The sequence below is a fragment of the Stenotrophomonas sp. SXG-1 genome (genome assembly GCF_014083965.1).
In the GTDB taxonomy this organism is placed as follows: Bacteria; Pseudomonadota; Gammaproteobacteria; order Xanthomonadales; family Xanthomonadaceae; genus Stenotrophomonas; species Stenotrophomonas geniculata.
Genome location: NZ_CP046588.1, coordinates 449,000 through 465,624, shown reverse-complemented (window position 1 = coordinate 465,624; position 16,625 = coordinate 449,000). Strand labels below are relative to the sequence as shown.

At 68.3% G+C, this 16,625-nt stretch carries 13 protein-coding genes; 6 read left to right on the top strand and 7 right to left on the bottom strand.

All coding sequences use genetic code 11. The annotated features are described in order from the left end of the window. Positions 1-40: 40 nt before the first annotated feature. Positions 41-448, top strand: a complete 408-nt coding sequence (locus GOC52_RS02095; protein WP_010484148.1) for a YciI family protein — start codon at positions 41-43, stop codon at positions 446-448. Here the strand turns inward: GOC52_RS02095 and GOC52_RS02090 are convergent. Next, positions 426-2,507, bottom strand: coding sequence for an NHL repeat-containing protein (locus tag GOC52_RS02090; protein WP_191850565.1), 2,082 nt, complete (start codon positions 2,505-2,507; stop codon positions 426-428). The two genes, GOC52_RS02095 and GOC52_RS02090, sit on opposite strands and share 23 nt — an antisense overlap. Positions 2,508-2,672: 165 nt before the next feature. Here GOC52_RS02090 and GOC52_RS02085 point away from each other — a divergent pair, with 165 nt between their 5' ends. Continuing rightward, positions 2,673-4,193: a tetratricopeptide repeat protein gene (locus GOC52_RS02085; RefSeq protein WP_125438013.1), complete on the top strand. Its 1,521-nt coding sequence runs from the start codon at positions 2,673-2,675 to the stop codon at positions 4,191-4,193. A gap of 93 nt (positions 4,194-4,286) precedes the next feature. Here GOC52_RS02085 and GOC52_RS02080 read toward each other — a convergent pair whose 3' ends face one another. Together GOC52_RS02080 and cycA are read right to left on the bottom strand one after the other, a co-directional pair. Next, complete coding sequence (locus GOC52_RS02080) at positions 4,287-5,063, bottom strand: lytic transglycosylase domain-containing protein (protein ID WP_049480840.1); 777 nt, start codon at positions 5,061-5,063, stop codon at positions 4,287-4,289. Between the two features lie 319 nt (positions 5,064-5,382). Beyond that, positions 5,383-6,756 carry a D-serine/D-alanine/glycine transporter gene (gene cycA, locus GOC52_RS02075; RefSeq protein ID WP_010484152.1) on the bottom strand — a complete coding sequence of 458 codons (1,374 nt, stop codon included), beginning with the start codon at positions 6,754-6,756 and terminating at the stop codon, positions 5,383-5,385. A 230-nt stretch (positions 6,757-6,986) separates the two neighbouring features. Between cycA and GOC52_RS02070 the strand changes: the two genes are divergently transcribed. Continuing rightward, the gene (locus tag GOC52_RS02070) at positions 6,987-8,603 is read left to right on the top strand and encodes an EAL domain-containing protein (RefSeq protein ID WP_043399852.1); all 1,617 of its coding nucleotides are present in this window, start codon (positions 6,987-6,989) and stop codon (positions 8,601-8,603) included. A gap of 314 nt (positions 8,604-8,917) precedes the next feature. On the opposite strand, the gene GOC52_RS02065 is transcribed toward GOC52_RS02070, so the two are convergent. Together GOC52_RS02065 and GOC52_RS02060 are read right to left on the bottom strand one after the other, a co-directional pair. Next, positions 8,918-10,102: an MFS transporter gene (locus GOC52_RS02065; protein ID WP_019660888.1), complete on the bottom strand. Its 1,185-nt coding sequence runs from the start codon at positions 10,100-10,102 to the stop codon at positions 8,918-8,920. Further along, complete coding sequence (locus GOC52_RS02060) at positions 10,099-11,277, bottom strand: serine hydrolase domain-containing protein (RefSeq protein ID WP_043399859.1); 1,179 nt, start codon at positions 11,275-11,277, stop codon at positions 10,099-10,101. Before GOC52_RS02060 ends, GOC52_RS02065 begins: the two co-directional genes overlap by 4 nt. A 228-nt stretch (positions 11,278-11,505) precedes the next feature. On the opposite strand from GOC52_RS02060, the gene GOC52_RS02055 reads away from it, so the two are divergent. Both GOC52_RS02055 and GOC52_RS02050 read left to right on the top strand, forming a co-directional pair. After that, the gene (locus GOC52_RS02055; RefSeq protein WP_053442455.1) at positions 11,506-12,405 is read left to right on the top strand and encodes a LysR family transcriptional regulator; all 900 of its coding nucleotides are present in this window, start codon (positions 11,506-11,508) and stop codon (positions 12,403-12,405) included. A gap of 263 nt (positions 12,406-12,668) precedes the next feature. Beyond that, complete coding sequence (locus tag GOC52_RS02050) at positions 12,669-14,276, top strand: ATP-binding cassette domain-containing protein (protein ID WP_191850563.1); 1,608 nt, start codon at positions 12,669-12,671, stop codon at positions 14,274-14,276. A gap of 184 nt (positions 14,277-14,460) precedes the next feature. On the opposite strand, the gene GOC52_RS02045 is transcribed toward GOC52_RS02050, so the two are convergent. Then, positions 14,461-15,786: a GTP-binding protein gene (locus tag GOC52_RS02045; RefSeq protein ID WP_019337975.1), complete on the bottom strand. Its 1,326-nt coding sequence runs from the start codon at positions 15,784-15,786 to the stop codon at positions 14,461-14,463. Between the two features lie 69 nt (positions 15,787-15,855). Between GOC52_RS02045 and GOC52_RS02040 the strand changes: the two genes are divergently transcribed. Beyond that, positions 15,856-16,230 carry a MerC domain-containing protein gene (locus GOC52_RS02040; RefSeq protein ID WP_010484159.1) on the top strand — a complete coding sequence of 125 codons (375 nt, stop codon included), beginning with the start codon at positions 15,856-15,858 and terminating at the stop codon, positions 16,228-16,230. 95 nt (positions 16,231-16,325) lie between these two features. On the opposite strand, the gene GOC52_RS02035 is transcribed toward GOC52_RS02040, so the two are convergent. Further along, positions 16,326-16,610 carry a metal-sensing transcriptional repressor gene (locus GOC52_RS02035; protein WP_010484160.1) on the bottom strand — a complete coding sequence of 95 codons (285 nt, stop codon included), beginning with the start codon at positions 16,608-16,610 and terminating at the stop codon, positions 16,326-16,328. Positions 16,611-16,625 lie beyond the last annotated feature (15 nt).

The following is a 16,625-nucleotide window of genomic DNA, read 5'->3' as shown; positions in this document are numbered from 1 at the left end:
TGCGCCATCATGAGCACCCCGCCCCCGCCAGGACCGCGCCATGCAGCAGTACCTGCTTCTGATCTACATCGAGCCTGCCCTGCTGCAGGCCCTGCCCATCGAAGAATTCAACGCGCTGATGCGCGACTGCCTGGCCCATGCCGACAAGCTGCAGGCCGAAGGCACGCTGCTGGCCGCGCAGAAGCTGCAGCCGGTCGACACCGCGCAGACCCTGCGCGTGCGTGATGGCCACAGCCGCGTACTGGATGGCCCATTCGCCGAAACCCGTGAACTGCTGGCCGGCTTCAACCTGATCGTCGCCCGCGACCGCGACGAAGCCATGCGCATCGCCCGCGACTTCCCGTGGGCACGCTTCGGCAGCATCGAAGTGCGGCCGCTGGAAGACATGGACGCCGAGCGCGAACGCTGCGGCGCCCCGGCTGCCGCTATGGCAGCAGCCGTACCCTGATCTCGCGCGGGCCGATGCCTTCGTTGCCGCTGTAGTCGCACACACTGGCGCGCACGATGTACTCACCCGGCGGCAGCGCCGACGGCTGCCAACGCCCGGTTTCCATCAGGCCGTCACGCACGGTGTTGGTGGCCAGATAACGGAAACGGGTCACCGCGCTGCCATGCACGGTGATCCCACTGTCGGGGGCGTAGGCCACGCGCACCGCTTCCTTCTGCGGCGGCATGCGGTTGAACACGATGTTCCAGCGCGGCTGCTCGTAACCCTGCAGCGGCTGCCCAGCCGCATCGAGGATCTGGTAGCCCACCTGGTACATGCCCAGGCGTCGACGCGGCAAATTGTTGTCAACCTGGTCCCAGGCCTCGATCACGATCTGCACGCCACGCCCCTGCCGCGCCACCATCACCACGCCGTCGCTGCCGGCGGCCATGGGCTGGTCGGTGTCGTCCAGCAGCGCCACATCGGTGATGCGCGGTGCGAAGTGGTCGGCGTAGTTCTTGAAGCCCAGCGCCACGGCGTTGGTCTCGAAACCACCGGTACCCACGGCCAGGTGCACATGCGCCTGGTTGTTGATGCTGCCCAGGCGATCGCCGACGTGGATACGCATGCCGCGGCGCACGCGCATCCGCTCCAGCCTGCCCTGCTCGTCGTACAGCGCCTGCCAGCGCGCATCGAACGGTTCATTGCGTGGGGTGCGGCCCACCCGCATGTGGATGTACTTGAGGCGATCCACGGCCAGGCCCTCGGCCTGCTCGCCCAGGCTCCAGGCCGCCATCGGGCTGCTGATCTTGCCATCGGCGATCGCCAGCACGGTCTGGCCCACATCACCGCGCACGTCGAAGCCACCGTGCAGGTGATGGCGACTCTCGCCCTTGAAGTTGCCGCGCACTTCACCCAGTGTGCCGACTACTTCGTGCCAGCCATCCTGCGGCGCCAACGGCCAGCGCCCGCCGGTATCGGGCAAGGCGGCATCGGCGGCCGGGCCGACCAGTGCCGGCGCGGGCAGCTCGCCTACCGGCAGCGGGCGCAGGCGATGCAGACGGTAGCTGGCGGCGTCGGCCACCAGCACGCTGCCATCGGCATCCATCGCCAATCCGCTGGGGCGGGCCAGGCGCGGCAGGCGACCATTGCCGACCAGCGCGATCTGGTGGCCCTGCGGTGTCACCTGCACGATGCGGCCATCCATGTCGCCCACGTACAGCACGCCGTCGTGGGTGGTGGCCAGCGACAGCGGCCCATTGATCACGCCACCGGCGGCGACCACGGTGCTGACCGTGCCATCAGCGCCTATGCGGCGTACCGCGTTGTTGAACAGATCGGCCACCAGCAGCGCGCCCTGCGCATCGAAGGCCAGTGCCACCGGCGTATCGAAGCGCGCCGCAGCGCCCACGCCATCGGCCATTCCCGGGCGCTCACCACCGGCCAGGGTGCGCACGTTGCCATCAGTACCGATCACCCGGATGCGGTCGTTGTAGGTATCGGCCACGTAGACCTGGCCCTGCGCGTCCACCGCGATGCCCATCGGCGCATCAAAGCGCGCCTGCGCAGCCGGCCCATCGACATAGCCCTGTTCACCACCGGCCAGCGTGGTCACCTGCCCATCGGTCCCGATACGGCGGATCGCATGGTTGCCGGTGTCGGCCACGTACAGGTTGCCCTGCGCGTCGGCGGCAATGCCCGAGGGCGTATTGAAACTGGCCTGCAGTGCCGGGCCATCGACGCGCCCCTCGCCCTGCCCGGCCACCGTTTCAACACGGCCATCGGGAAGGCGGCGACGGATCCGGTTGTTGTCGCCGGCATCGGTGAAATAGACGCTGCCATCGGCACTGCGCAGCAACGCGTACGGATCGGCGAAACGTGCCTGCGCGGCGGCGCCGTCGCGGTTACCCGGGTGGCCATCGCCGGCCAGCGGTTCGATCTGCGCGGTCCACGCCAGCGGCGTTGGAACCGGACCCACCGGTTCAGCCAGCGTATGCAGCGGTGTCTCCCACCAGGTCGCAGCCAATGCCACTACCGTCGCCAACGCTACGCCTGCCGCCATCCATTGCCACCGTGCCATCGTGCTGCGCTGCCTGCCTGCTGCCTGAAGAGGCACCGACAATAGACGCTGAACGCATGATCCGCCATGGCCAATCGTACGGCCAAACGCCAGAGTTCCATCCATCGCGCTTGTTCTCGCTGGCTGCAGCGGGTTCAATGCGGTTCCCACGGATGGAGATCCTCCATGCCCCGCATCCTCCCCCTCGCCGCCCTGCTGATTGCCGCATTGGCCAGTTCATCCGCCACCGCCTCGATCACGGTGGTGCCACAGAAGCCGTCCGTCACCGCCGATGCAATGCACCAGGCCTATGCCACGCGATGGGATGAGGCCATCCAGCAGTCGCGCAGTGGCAACACGCTGGGCGCGCTGATCGCGATGGAACGGCTGATGGAAGATCCGATGCTGGATGACTTCGATGCCGAACATCGCGGCCGCGCCGCGCAGGTGGCCGGCTGGACCGCGATGGTGCAGAAGAAGCCGGATCAGGCCCGCCGCTACCTGCAGCGCGCTCAGGAAGCACTGCCGGACGATGCGCAGATCCTGCTGACCCTGGTCTCGGTGGAACTGTCCGAGAACCAACCAGCGCCCGCCACGAAGCACCTGGTGCAGGCACTGAAGCATGCCGACGCGCCGTTGCCAGTGGACCGCCACGCGATCAACTACCTGCAGTTCCGCCTGCGGGACCAGCCGCAGCAGCGCATGGAACTGCTGCAGGCGCTGTTCGACAACGGTTGGAAGAGCGGCGGCCTGGAACCCACCGGACTGTGGCTGGCACTGGCCACGCTGCAGGCCGACAACGGCCGTGGCGACGATATTCCCGCCACGCTGGCGCGCATCACCGGTCCCGCCGAAATCATCCGCCTGCGCAGTGACAAGCGGTTTGACCGCTATGTCGACCGCGCCGATGCCCGCTTCGATCCGGTGCAGGCTGCACAGAAGCACCTCGACGAACTGCGGGTTTCCGGCCTGCTCGACCGGGCGCTGGATGCACGCATGGCCGAGTTCAGCAGCACGCTGCTGATGCTGGACCGCAACGAGGAAGTGCTGGCACTGACCGATGGCATGGCCAGTGCGGCGGCCGAAGGCGAGTCGCCCCCGGCGGCGGAAGCCGAATGGGTGGCGTGGCTGCTCAACAGCCGGCTTACGGCGCTGCGCCGGCTGGGCCGTACCGATGATGCGCTGGCGGCAGCCAAACTGGCCGCACGCATCGGCGCACTGGGCCCGGATGGTGCCGAGCACCAGTTCAACGTCGGCTTCGTGTTCAGTTCGCTGGGCCGCATGCAGGATGCCGCCACCGCGGTGAATGACATGCCGGGCCTGGCCGGATACGGCAAGGCGGCCCAGGCACTGCTGCAGTTCGTTGCCGCCCGTGAACGTGGCGATGCCAAGGCCGAACAGGCCGCGCGTGCAGCGATCCTGGCCCAGGGCGATGACGCGCGCCTGTTCCATCGCGAAATGCTGCTGGAGGAAGGCAACCTGGACGGTGCCGCCGCCGTGCTGATCGAACAGCTGCGCTCGCCGGTCGAGCGTGGTGAAACCCTGGCCAGCCTGCAGGACATGCGCACCTATCCGTCCTTGCCGGGCGATGTGCGCATCGATGCCGCGTGGCGTGCACTCAAGCAGCGTGCCGACGTGCAGGCCGAGGTGGCACGCGTCGGCCGCATCGAGCGCTACGACCTGGTCAGCACCTCCACCTCGCGCTGAGGAGCTTTTGTGTAGCGCCGAGCCCATGCTCGGCTGCAATTGGCGCAGCCGAGCATGGGCTCGGCGCTACACCGCGCGTACAGCGCCACTGGCCTAGCGCGCCGGCACCTCGGTACGGATGCCCATCGCCTCGCGGTAGCGCGCGTACAGCGCCATCACCTTGTCCACATAGGCCAGGGTTTCGGCATAGGGCGGCACGCCCTTGTAGCGGGTGACCGCGCCGATGCCGGCGTTGTACGCAGCCGCCGCCAGCGGCCGATCACCGTTGTAGCGACGCAGCAGCGCGCGCATGTAGCGGGCGCCGCCATCGATCGACTGCTGGGGCGAGAACGGATCATTCACGCCGTACTCCTGCGCGGTGTCCGGCATCAACTGCATCACGCCCTGTGCGCCCTTGCTGGACACCGCCAGCGCATCGAAGTTGCTTTCAGCATGGGCAATCGCGCGCAGCCACGCGTCATCGACGCCCGTAGCCTTGGCCGCGGCCCTGAACTGTTTGGCGTGCTGCGCCAGCTGCGGCTTGCCGACCTTGCCCAGGCCTTCGTGGGCCGGCTCGCCCGGCGGCGTGGCCATGGTGAACTTCAGGAACACCCGCGAGCCGGGCAGGTTGCGGGTGGAGTAGACCAGCGCGCCATCCTGCTCGCGCTCGTACAGCACGCCGCTGAACACGCCCATGTTGCCCCACAGGTTCGGGGTCTGGATGGCGTTGTCGTCGATTTCCTTCGGGGTGCAGCGTGAACCGGGTTCCGGCGCGGTGGCCAGGCTGACGGTGTTGCCCTGCACGCAGCGGTAGACGGTGCGCGCGGCAGCCAGCCCGGGCCACAGGCTGGGCAGCAGCAACAGCGCTAGCAGGAGAGGGCGACGGGACATGGCGGCCGGATCATCCGGCCGCGCCCGCTAATGTTGGGTGAATGGGGGCCGGCAGGGCTGCGCCCTGCACCTGCAGAGGCAACGTCAACAGCCAGAGCAGCGCTGGGCAGTTGAGGGCTGGTCGGGTGGGTGTGGCCCGGCAGGACACGCCGTAAACCCATCCATGGGGGCTCGATGGCGCCATCCATGGCGCCAACGGTCCTGCCGGGCCACACCCACCCGCCCTCGACAGTTTGCTGCGGCTGACAGTAGATCCACGCCATGCGTGGATGAAGCTGCCTGGAGACGATGGATCAATCGATGTGACGGAACACCTGGATCACTTCGCGGTCCTGCGGCGCACCCAATACCCCACGCCCAGCAGCACGAACCACACCGGGCTGGCGATCAGCGCCTGGCGGGTGTCGCCCTGCAGGCTCAGCAGCACCAGCACGGCGGCGAAGAACACCAGGCAGGCCCAGCACATGGCGACGCCGCCGGGCATCTTGAAGATCGAGGCAGCGTGGCGTTCCGGGTAGCGGCGGCGATAGGCCATGTAGGCCACCAGGATCAGCGACCAGACGAAGATGAACAGCACCGTCGCCAGCGTCGTGACCAGGGTGAAGGCGGTCACCAGGTTCGGAATCAGGTAGATCAGCAGCGTGCCACCGAGCAGGCACAGGCACGAGAACAACAGGCCACGGGCCGGCACGGCGGCGCGTGACAGTTTCGACAACCCACGCGGGGCGTGGCCCTCTTCGGCCAGGCCGTACAGCATGCGGCTGGTGGAGAAGATGCCGCTGTTGGCCGAGGACGTGGCAGAGGTCAGCACCACGAAGTTGATCAGGCTGGCCGCGGCCGGAATACCGGCCAGCACGAACAGCTGCACGAACGGGCTCTTGTCCGGCACCACCTGGCGCCACGGGGTGACGGCCATGATCGCGATCAGCGCCAGTACGTAGAAGATGATGATGCGCACCGGAATCGAATTGATCGCCTTGGGCAGGTTGCGCTCGGGGTCGGCGGTTTCGGCGGCGGTGGTGCCGACCAGCTCGATGCCGACGAAAGCGAACACTGCAATCTGGAAGCCGGCGAAGAAGCCGACCAGGCCCATCGGGAACATGCCGCCGTCATTCCACAGGTTCGACAGCGCCGCGGTATGGCCACTGGGCGAGGTGAAGCCCCAGGCCACCAGCCCGGCGCCGGTAATGATCAGCGCGCAGATCGCCACGATCTTGATCAGCGCGAACCAGAATTCCATCTCGCCAAACAGCTTCACCGTCACCAGGTTCAACGACAGCAGCAGCATCACGCAGGCCAGCGCCGGCTTCCAGGCTTCAAGCCCGGGGAACCAGAATTGTGCGTAGGCAGCGATCGCGATCACATCGGCGATGGCGGTGACGATCCAGCAGAACCAGTAGGTCCATCCACAGAAGAAGCCGGCCCAGGGGCCGAGCAGATCGGTGGAAAAATCGATGAAGGATTTGTACTGCAGGTTGGACAGCAACAGTTCGCCCATCGCGCGCATCACGAAGAACAGCATCGCGCCGATGATCAGGTAGACGAAGACGATGGACGGGCCGGCCAGGCTGATGGTCTTGCCCGACCCCATGAACAGGCCGGTGCCGATGGCACCGCCAATGGCGATCAACTGGAGGTGGCGGTTGGACAGGCTGCGGCGCAGGTGCTCGGGGGGCGTTGCGGGCTCGGTCATGGGCGCGGGCAAAAGGGCGGGCGAAGCGTTCGACGGTAGTCCTCCTCAGGCAGGAGCGCCAGCGCCGGATGAGCCAATCCCGTCAAACTTGGCCGCTTTCATCACAATGTGACCAAATACCGGATTCATCCCATTCCGCCCGGCCCGGCGCCATGCTCAGATAGCCGCACCTGCCCAAGGATCGGCCCGACCATGCGCCCTGCCCTGCCCGCCCCGCTGGAGCCCCGGCCATGAGCCGGCTGCGCGTCATCATTGGTGGCACCGCACTGGCGCTGCTGGCCGCGGCCGTGCCGATCGCGGTGATGGCCTATGCCACCTGGGACCGTGCGGTCAGCGTCGAGCAGCAACGCCTGCGCGACATTGCCGGCCGTGCCCTGCGCCGCGCCGACCAGTCCTACCAGGAAGCACTGGCGGCACTGCAGTCGGCCGAGGTCGGCGCCCACAACGCCTGCGGGCCCGACCATATCCGGCGCATGCAGACGCTGGTGATGACCTCGCCGTCGGTCGACCAGATGGGCTACTTCGAGGGTGGCAAGCTACGCTGTACGTCGTGGGGGCCGTTCCTGTCCGACGTCAACCAGCCCAAGTCCGACCACGTCACCAGTGATGGCGCCGGCATCGCCGTGGATGTGCGCCCCGAGGCAAGCGGACGGCGCCAGGTCCTGTCGATCCTGTATGGCAACTACGACGTGCTGGTCGATCCGCGCCGCTTCGTCGATGTCATCGCCGACCCGAACGTGCGCCTTGCCCTGGCCAGCCCGGACGGCCGCCTCCTGGCCAGGCAGGACGGCATGGACCCGGCATTGCTTGAGATCCTGCTGCGCGCGCCGGGTGAAGGCCTGGACCACAACACCCTGTACGCCACCGCCCGCAACGAAGAGTGGCTGGCGATCGCGACCACACCGCGTACCGCGCTCGCCGCGACCTTCCGCCAGCAGGCGTGGCTGTTCGTGCCGATCGGCGTTCTGCTGGCCGCTGTCGGTGCCGGCCTGGTGATCTGGCTGTCGCGTCGCCGCCTGTCGCTGCGCGGCGAGCTGGCCACGGCGATCCGCCGCCGCGAGCTGTACCTGCACTACCAGCCCATCATCGAACTGGATACCGGCATCTGCGTCGGCGCCGAAGCGCTGGTGCGCTGGCAGCGCCCGGATGGCACCCAGGTGCGGCCGGACCTGTTCATTCCGCTGGCCGAAGAGGCCGGCATGATCGGCGCGGTCACCGATCTGGTGATCGAGAACGTGGTGCGCGACATGCGCGAGCTGCTGGTGGCCGACCGCAGCGCGCACATCGCAATCAACCTGGCCGCCGAAGACATCAGCAGCGGCCGCGCGCTGAAGATGATCTCCAAGCACATGGCCGGCAGCGGCATCCTGCCGCAGCAGATCTGGATGGAGGCCACCGAGCGCGGCTTCCTCGACCTGGACCGCGCCCGCACGATGCTGGCACAGGCACGTCGGGCCGGGCACAGCGTGGCCATTGACGATTTCGGCGTCGGCTTCTCCAGCCTGCAGTACCTGGAACAGCTGCCGCTGGACGCGCTGAAGATCGACAAGTCGTTCATCGATGCGATCGGCACCGAGAGTGCGACCAGCCCGGTGACGCCGCACATCATCGACATGGCCAAGGAGCTGGGCCTGTGGGTGGTGGCCGAGGGCGTTGAAACCGAGGCACAGCTGGCGTATCTGCATACCCGCAAGGTCGAGTTCGCGCAGGGCTGGCTGTTCTCGCGGCCGCTGCCACGGGATGAGTTCGTGGTGTTCCATCACAAGCGGCAGCAGCGCTATGGCGCGGCGCGGGAGCACATGCAGAATCCGCGCAGCGTGCCGATCGAGCGTGAGGGAGTGGAGTAGGACGGCGAACGGCGGAGCCCCTCGTGGTGGGTCGCGTACTGCTATCCCAGGGCTGGCCGGGACGGTCGGGTTCGCGGGGGACGCCGTAAACCCGTCCATGGGGGCTTGGCCGCGGCATCCATGCCGCGGACACCCCCGCGAACCCGACCGCCCCGGCCTCTGACAGGTTCCTGCAGCATCCCACCACGGAATCAACGGGAAAAGGCAAAAGCAAACGCGGGTCGCTGCGCTCGGTAGATCCACGCCATGCGTGGATGGCGTGGACCACGGTAGTGCCGGCCGCTGGCCGGCACCTCCGTAACGTGTGGCTGCGCCTACGCCCAGGCCTTCGGCCGTGCCAACAGCCACGCCACGCTCACCGCCAGCAGCAGCAACGGCAGCCATCCCAACTGGTTCGGGCCGCCCGCCTGCAGCAGCAAACCCCCTGCAACGCCACCGGCAGCAATGGCCAGGTTCCAGCCGGTCACCAGCATCGACTGCGCCAGATCCGCGGCGGCACCGGCACGCCGCGCCAATGCGGTCTGGAACAACGTAGGTACCGCGCCAAAGGCAACGCCCCACAGGATCGTCGCCAGCAGCAGCGCGATCGCGTCGCCCGGCCACAACAGCAGGGTCAGCACCGGCACGATGAAGCCGATCACCGCGGCCCACACCAGCGTGCGCAGATGACGGTCCACACCCCAGCCGGCAATGACGATGCCGGCGATGGCGGCCAGGCCGAAGGCCAGCAGCAGGCGGTCCAGCCACGGGCCGGCACCGGCCTCCACCGCCAGCGGTTCGATGTAGGTGTAGAGCACGTTGTGCGCCAGCACGTACAGCACCATCACCGCCAACGCACTGCGCACGCCCGGCATGCGCCACACCGTAGCCAACGACGTACGCTGACCGGCCGCCGCCGCCGGCAACGCGGGCAATGCCCAGCGCGCGTAGGCCAGCAGCACGACTGCCAGCACGCTCATCAGCGCGAATGCCCAGCGCCAGCCGATCTGCTGGCCCAGCAACGTGCCGGCCGGTACGCCCAGCGACAGTGCCAGCGGCGATCCGACCATCGCCACCGCAATCGCCCGGCCCTGCAGCGAGGGCACCACCATGCGCGCGGCGTAGCCGGCCACCAGCGACCACAGCAGGCCACCACACACGCCGGCCAGGAAGCGCGCGGCCAGGATCAGCGGGTAGCTGCTGCTCAATGCGGTCAGCGTATTGACCACCACGAAGCCGGCAATCGCGGCGAGCAGCAAGGGACGTCGTGGCAGGCGCTGGGTCAGTGCGGTCATCGGCAGTGCGGCCATCACCGAGCCGAGCGCATACACGCTGACCAGCTGGCCAACCGCCGCGTCGCTCACACCGAGGCTTTCGCCCATCGGCCGCAGGACGCCGGCCGGCAGGGTCTCGGTCAGCAGAGTGATGAAGCCGCCACCGGCCAGCGCCAGCAGTCCCGCCCACGGCAGGCGCGTGGCTTCACCGGCCGGGCCAGCCGCATCGATGGCATGGCCGCTCATCGCGCGGTCTCCAGATCAGCATAGACCGCATCGCGCAGCTCATCGACGAAGGCACCGTCCATGCCTTCGTACAGGGTGTTGGTCAGCGCCACCACGCTGAGCCCACGCGCAGGATCGACAAACCAGCTGTGCCCGTAGGCGCCGCCCCAACGCCAGGTGCCTGCGCTCTGCGGCGTACCGCTGGCGGCCGCATCGCGCAGCACCGCAAAGCCAAGGCCAAAACCCCAGCCGGCCGGTTCCGGCGGCCCCTGTTCGCCCACCTGCGGGCTGGCCATCTCCGCTGCCAGTGCGGGCGGCAACAGGCCTGAACGCTGCACATCACGCAAGGCCTCCAGCACCGCCATCACTTCATCGGCGCTACCGACCAGGCCTGCCCCGGCCGAGGGGAAACGGCTGGCATCGGTGGCGCGCGCGAGGCTGTACTCGATGCCGACGGTACCCTCGAACGGAGCGACCACCTCGCCTTCGCGCAGGCGGTGCGGCTGCGGTGTGTCGGTGACGTAGGGCGTGGCAAGCCGAGCCGCATCGTGGGTGGCGAAGGCGGTATCGCGCAGGCCCAGGGGTGCGGCCAGCAAGCGCTCGAACAGTGCCTGCAGGGATTCACCGGTCGCTGCTTCAGCCACGGCACCGGCAACGTCCACGCCCAGCGAGTACAGCCACTGGCTGCCCGGCGCGAACAGCAGGGGGGCCTGCGCGATGCGGCGCACGTTGTCGGCCAGAGAGAGCGGGTTCGCGTCCATGCCATCGCTGACGCCAGCGCGTGCGTAGGGACCCTTCGCATCGGCTTCGAGAAAGCGATAGCCCAGCCCGCTGCTGTGGCTGAGCAGCTGGCGCAGGCTGATCGCTGGCGTGCTGCCATCAGCCAGCGCCGGGCGGAAGTCCCGCAGCCAGCGCTGCACCGGTGCATCCAGGTCGAGCACGCCCTCGGCCACCAGGCCCAGGATCACCGTGCTCAGCAGCGGCTTGCTCACCGAGGCCAGCCGGAACAGCTGGTCGCGCTGCATCGGCGTGGCCGACTCGCGATCCGCCAGGCCCGTGGCGCTGGCATGGCGCAGCGCGCCGTGCTCGCGCACCAGCACCACCGCACCGACCAGGCGCTGCGGGTGGACCTGCTGCAGCAGCCGCTGCACCGAAGGCAGTGTCGGCGCAGGTTCGAAGGAAGGAGCGGCATTCATCGCGGTGATCCGTGGGGGAGAGGCCGCCACGTTAGGCAGCGGGCGTCCGCGCAAAAAGCCGGTTGCCGCTCCGGGCATCATGGACCGTGTAGTCCGCAATCGGCATGATGGCCGGAACCGCAAGGCCGCAACGGTCTCCACGCCACCCCGCACCACAGTGTTGCGATGGCGGAGCCGCCCGCTACAGCCGCGCCGGCCTACCCTGCCGCTTTCATTGCCCGCACGCCCATGTCAGTCCTGGACAACCTCGCCAACCTGCAGACCTTCGTGCATGCCGCCGACACCCGCAGCTTTGTCGAGACCGGGCGCCTGCAGGGCATATCCGCCTCGGCAGCGGGCAAATGCGTGGCGCGGCTGGAGCACGCACTGGGCGTGCGCCTGTTCCACCGCAGCACGCGCAGCATCACGCTCACCGCCGAGGGTCAGCTGTTCCTGGCGCGTTGCCGGCGCATCCTCGACGAGCGCGATGCCGCACGCACCGAGCTGGCACAGCCGCACGCTACACCCCGCGGTACGCTGCGCATCAGCCTGCCGCTGGTGGGCGACCTCACCCTGCCGTTGATGGCCGAGTTCATGGCCGCGTATCCGGATATCCGCCTGGACCTGGACTTCAGTGACCGCCTGGTTGATGTCATCGAGGAGGGCTTCGATGCGGTGCTGCGCGTCGGCGAACCCAGCGACTCGCGGATGAACGCACGCCGGCTGGGGGTATTCCCGCGGCGTGTCGTTGCCTCGCCGGGCTACCTGCAGCGCTGCGGCGTTCCGCGCACGCCGGCAGGCTTGATGCAGCACACGCTGCTGCACTATCGCTTCCCCACCACCGGCAAGCTGGAACCGTGGCCGATCCACTGGCCCGACGATGAAACGCCGCAGGAGCTTCCGGTGCACATGGTGGCCAACACCATCGAAGCGCGGGTAGCGCTCGCACTGCGCGATATCGGCCTGGCCTTCGTGCCGGTGCACTCGGTGCGCGATGCCCTGGCCGACGGCCGCCTGGTCACGGTGCTGGACGAACACGTGCATTCCTGCGGCACCTTCCATCTGCTGTGGCCGTCGGGCCGACACGTACTGCCGAAGCTGCGGGTGTTCATCGACTTCGTCGGCGCCCGCCTGGGTAACGTGCCGTAGATCCACGCCATGCGTGGATGCGTCTCGCGGCGAAAGGAAGCCGAGCATCGGCTCGGCTCTACAGAACCGCCCGATCATCGGTAGCGCCGGGCCATGCCCGGCGGCCGCGCACCCGACCATTCAGCCACTGCCGCTATACTGGCCGCTCATTCCTCCAAGAGGCTCGCGACCAATGCGCCATTGATGCCGCCGTCTTCCCACTAGACGGCCTGACTCTTCCCGCCCCTGCGCGCAGGGGAGAACCCGGCATCCATGGAGGTCGCATGACCCCGCATTCCCTCACGCTCGATCGCGTGTCGTATCGATTGGCCGACGGCCGCCCGCTGTTTTCCGATCTGACGTTTTCCTTCGAACCGGTCGCCACCGGCCTCGTCGGTGCCAATGGCGCCGGCAAGAGCGTGCTCGCACGCCTGCTGGCCGGCCGGCTGCTGCCCGACAACGGCCAGGTTCGCGGCAGTGGCCGCGTGTTCCTGTTGCCGACGCCCGGCTATCCACCCGCCGGCACGGTCGGTGAACTGGCCGGTGTCGGCGCGGAACTGGCCGCACTGCAACGCATCGAAGCCGGCAGCGTGGACGAGGCCGACTTCGCCCGCGTCGGCGACCGCTGGGATCTGCGCGAACGCCTGCAGCAGCAATGGCGTACGCTGCAGCTACCCGACGACCTCGATCCGGCCCAGCCGGCCGCGCGCCTCAGTGGTGGCCAGGCCATGCAGGTGGCGCTGTCCGGTGCCTGGGCCAGCGGTGCCGACTGGCTGATCCTGGACGAACCCAGCAACCACCTCGACGCACGCCATCGCCAACAGTTGTATGAACAGTTGCAGCAGTGGCGCGGCGGCCTGCTGGCGATCAGCCATGATCGCGAACTGCTGGCGCACATGCAGCAGATCGTCGAGCTCGATGCGCGTGGGCTGCATCGCTATGGCGGACCGTGGCAGCACTACGCCGACGCGCGCGCCGCCGAACGTGAAGCCGCCGCCGCCCAGCTTGACCATGCACGTGCACAGCACCGGCAACAGCAACGCAGCGCGCGCGAACAACACGAACGCCAGCAGCAGCGCCAGGCACGTGGCAACCGTGATGCGAAGCAGGCCAACCAGGCCCCGATCCTGCTCGGCCGGCAGAAGCAGCGCTCCGAGGCCAGCCACGGCCGCGCACAGCAGGTGCAGGCCGAGCGCCTGCAGGCCAGCACAGAGCAGCTGCGCGCAGCGGCATCCGCGGTGCATGCGGCGCCGGAACTGGCGCTGTTTGCCGGTGCGGGCGAGCGTGGCAGCGCGCGTCTGCTGGAGGCCGAGGCGCTGGTGCTGCCACATGGCTGCAGCGCCCCGCTGCAGCTGGAGATCCGCCGGGGGCAGCGCATCGCCGTGGTCGGTAACAACGGCAGCGGCAAATCGACCCTGCTGCGTGTGTTGGCCGGCCAGCTGCCTGCATGCAGTGGCACCGTGCAACGGCATGCACCACTGGCCCTGCTCGACCAGCAGTTGCTGGGGCTGTCCGGCGCGCGCAGCATCCTTGACACCGTGCAGGCCGCCAACCCGCGCGCGGACCCAGGCGAGCTGCGCACGCGGCTGGCCCTGCTCGGGCTGGATGCACAGCGCATCCAGCGGGCGGCCCACAGCCTCAGTGATGGCGAGCGGGTGAAGGGTGCGCTGGCCAGCGTGCTGTATGCCGATCCCGCGCCCCAACTGTTGCTGCTGGACGAACCCGGTAATGCGCTGGATCTGAGCGCATTGCAGGCGCTGGAGGAACTGCTTGCGGCGTGGCCGGGCGCGCTGGTGATGGTCAGCCACGACCGGCACCTGCTGCAGGCATTGCGACCGACGCACGTGCTGCAGGTGAGCACTGGGGGTTGGCAGTGGCGTGACGCCTTGTAGATCCACGCCATGCGTGGATTCGATTCTGTAGAGCCGAGCCCACGCTCGGCTGCAATTGCAGTAGATCCACGCCATGCGCGGATGGAATGATCCGCCAGCCGAGCGTGGGCTCGGCTCTACAAGGCGGGCAAAGACCGGTTGAACCGCCATCCACGCATGGCGTGGATCTACAGGAGCCGTTAGCTCAGCGCTTCCACACCGGGAATGCCTGCGGCATCTGCTGCCACAGCAGCGGTCCCGCACGCAGCTCCTGTTCGTTGAGCAGGCAGGCATCCAGCTCTGCGCGCACGGCGCGCTCGTCCATGTGCACGCCAATCACCACCAGTTCCTGGCGCCGATCGCCCCACAACGGGTGCCACAGGCGCTGCATTGCCGAATGCGCGGCCGCGTCCGGAAACTCCTCCGGTCCCGGCAACGGCGCGCTCCAGCAGTCGGCCTGCTGGCGCGCCCATCCGAGGTCGCTGTACGGCAGCGGTGTCGGCGGCAACAGCGGTGTGGTGTCCTCGATGCCCGCACGCACGCGATCGCGCGCGGCGTACCAGAAGCCCGCCGCCTGCGTCCGCGTCGCGGCACCCACGGTGTTCAGCTCGCCCACCCAGTCCATCCTGTTGGCCAGCCAGAACCAGCCTTTGCTGCGGATCACGCCGGGCATGCCCGACTGCAGCGCGCGGGCGAATCGCGCGGGGTGGAACGGACGTCGCGAGCGGTAGACGAAGCTACCGATGCCGTACTCCTCGGTTTCCGGTGTGTGCTCGCCCCGCAGTTCCTTCACCCAGCCCGGCGCACGTTGCGCACGCTCCATGTCGAAGCGACCGGTATCCAGCAGCTCGGCCAGCGGCACATTGCCGAAGCTGGACAGCAGCAGCTTCGCGTCGCGGTTCAGGCCACGCAGCACGGCCAGCGTGTCCTGCAGCACTTCGTCATCCACCTGGTCCACCTTGCTGACCACGATCACGTCGGCAAACTCCACCTGCTCGCACAGCAGGTCAACCACGCCGCGATCGTCCTCCGGGCCGGCCTGCTGGCCGCGCTCGGCCAGTCGCGACGTCGAGCCGAAGTCGGCAAGGAACGCGCTGCCGTCGACCACCGTCACCATCGTGTCCAGCCGCGCGATGTCACTCAGGCTGAAGCCGTGCTCGTCGCGCACCGCGAAGGTGGCCGCCACCGGCATCGGCTCGCCGATGCCCGTCGATTCGATCAGCAGATAGTCATAGCGGCCCGCATCGGCCAGGCGCCGCACTTCCTGCAGCAGGTCATCGCGCAGCGTGCAGCAGATGCAGCCGTTGCTGAACTCCACCAGCGTCTCTTCGGTGCGGCGCAGTTCGGCCCCACCTTCGCGCACCAGCTGCGCGTCGATGTTGACCTCGCTCATGTCGTTGACGATAACCGCCACGCGCAGACCCTCGCGGTTGCGCAGGATCTGGTTGAGCAGGGTGGTCTTGCCGGCCCCCAGGAAGCCGGACAGCACGGTGACCGGAAGGCGACGGTCGGCGCGGGAAACAGTGTTCATGTCGGAGCGGGTTGGCTGCGGAACAGAAATGTTACTGTATAACAATTGTTGCGCAAGGAACCTCCCCCGATGAAGTCGCCTTCTGCCGCCCTGCTCGATGCCGGCGCGGTCGCCCTGTCCAGCCTGTGCCTGCTGCACTGCCTGGCGCTGCCCCTGCTGGCCGCCGCGCTCCCCCTGTTCGGCACCTGGGCCGAAGCGGAATGGGTGCATCTGCTGTTCGTGGCCATCGCCCTGCCGCTGACCGGCTACGCGCTGTGGCGGGCCGAGCGCCGTCACCCGCTGCCGGTGCTGGCCTGGGCCACCGCCGGCGCCGGTCTGGGCCTGTTGCTGGCCGGCGCGCTGGCGCTGCCCTCGCATGACTGGGAAACGCCGATGACCGTCACCGGCAGCCTGCTGCTGGCCGCCACGCACATCTGGAACGCACGGCACCGGCACGCCGGGTAGAGTCGACTGTTAGTCGACTCTCGCGCGAAGCGCGGGATCTCATGCCGCCTGGGCGAAGAGCAGTCGACTAACAGTCGACTCTACCGCCCCTCGGCCTATTTGCCGTAGCGGCGCAGCAGCTCGACCAGCACCGCGGCCTCGTCCGCCCGCTGCTGCGGGTCGTCGGCAGCCACCACATGTTCCTGCAGGTGCTCGTGCAGCAGCTCCATCAACAGGCTGTGGGCTGCACCGCGCACGGCGGCGACCTGCACCAGCACGTCCGCGCAGTCGCCCGCCTCGCCCTCGGGCTTGTCCAGCGCCTGCTCCAACGCCGCCACCTGACCCGCGATACGGCGCACCCGGGTCAGCAGCTGCTTTCGATTCTTGTGTACATGGGCCATGACTGGATCATATAC

What these genes read in the sequence shown, in the direction of transcription:
- GOC52_RS02070 (WP_043399852.1), top strand. Translation starts at nt 6,987, where the DNA reads ATGAGCCGGCTGCGCGTCATCATTGGTGGCACCGCACTGGCGCTGCTG.
- GOC52_RS02080 (WP_049480840.1), bottom strand. Translation starts at nt 5,063, where the DNA reads ATGTCCCGTCGCCCTCTCCTGCTAGCGCTGTTGCTGCTGCCCAGCCTG.
- cycA (WP_010484152.1), bottom strand. Translation starts at nt 6,756, where the DNA reads ATGACCGAGCCCGCAACGCCCCCCGAGCACCTGCGCCGCAGCCTGTCC.
- GOC52_RS02065 (WP_019660888.1), bottom strand. Translation starts at nt 10,102, where the DNA reads ATGAGCGGCCATGCCATCGATGCGGCTGGCCCGGCCGGTGAAGCCACG.
- GOC52_RS02060 (WP_043399859.1), bottom strand. Translation starts at nt 11,277, where the DNA reads ATGAATGCCGCTCCTTCCTTCGAACCTGCGCCGACACTGCCTTCGGTG.
- GOC52_RS02035 (WP_010484160.1), bottom strand. Translation starts at nt 16,610, where the DNA reads ATGGCCCATGTACACAAGAATCGAAAGCAGCTGCTGACCCGGGTGCGC.
- GOC52_RS02040 (WP_010484159.1), top strand. Translation starts at nt 15,856, where the DNA reads ATGAAGTCGCCTTCTGCCGCCCTGCTCGATGCCGGCGCGGTCGCCCTG.
- GOC52_RS02095 (WP_010484148.1), top strand. Translation starts at nt 41, where the DNA reads ATGCAGCAGTACCTGCTTCTGATCTACATCGAGCCTGCCCTGCTGCAG.
- GOC52_RS02045 (WP_019337975.1), bottom strand. Translation starts at nt 15,786, where the DNA reads ATGAACACTGTTTCCCGCGCCGACCGTCGCCTTCCGGTCACCGTGCTG.
- GOC52_RS02085 (WP_125438013.1), top strand. Translation starts at nt 2,673, where the DNA reads ATGCCCCGCATCCTCCCCCTCGCCGCCCTGCTGATTGCCGCATTGGCC.
- GOC52_RS02090 (WP_191850565.1), bottom strand. Translation starts at nt 2,507, where the DNA reads ATGGCACGGTGGCAATGGATGGCGGCAGGCGTAGCGTTGGCGACGGTA.
- GOC52_RS02050 (WP_191850563.1), top strand. Translation starts at nt 12,669, where the DNA reads ATGACCCCGCATTCCCTCACGCTCGATCGCGTGTCGTATCGATTGGCC.
- GOC52_RS02055 (WP_053442455.1), top strand. Translation starts at nt 11,506, where the DNA reads ATGTCAGTCCTGGACAACCTCGCCAACCTGCAGACCTTCGTGCATGCC.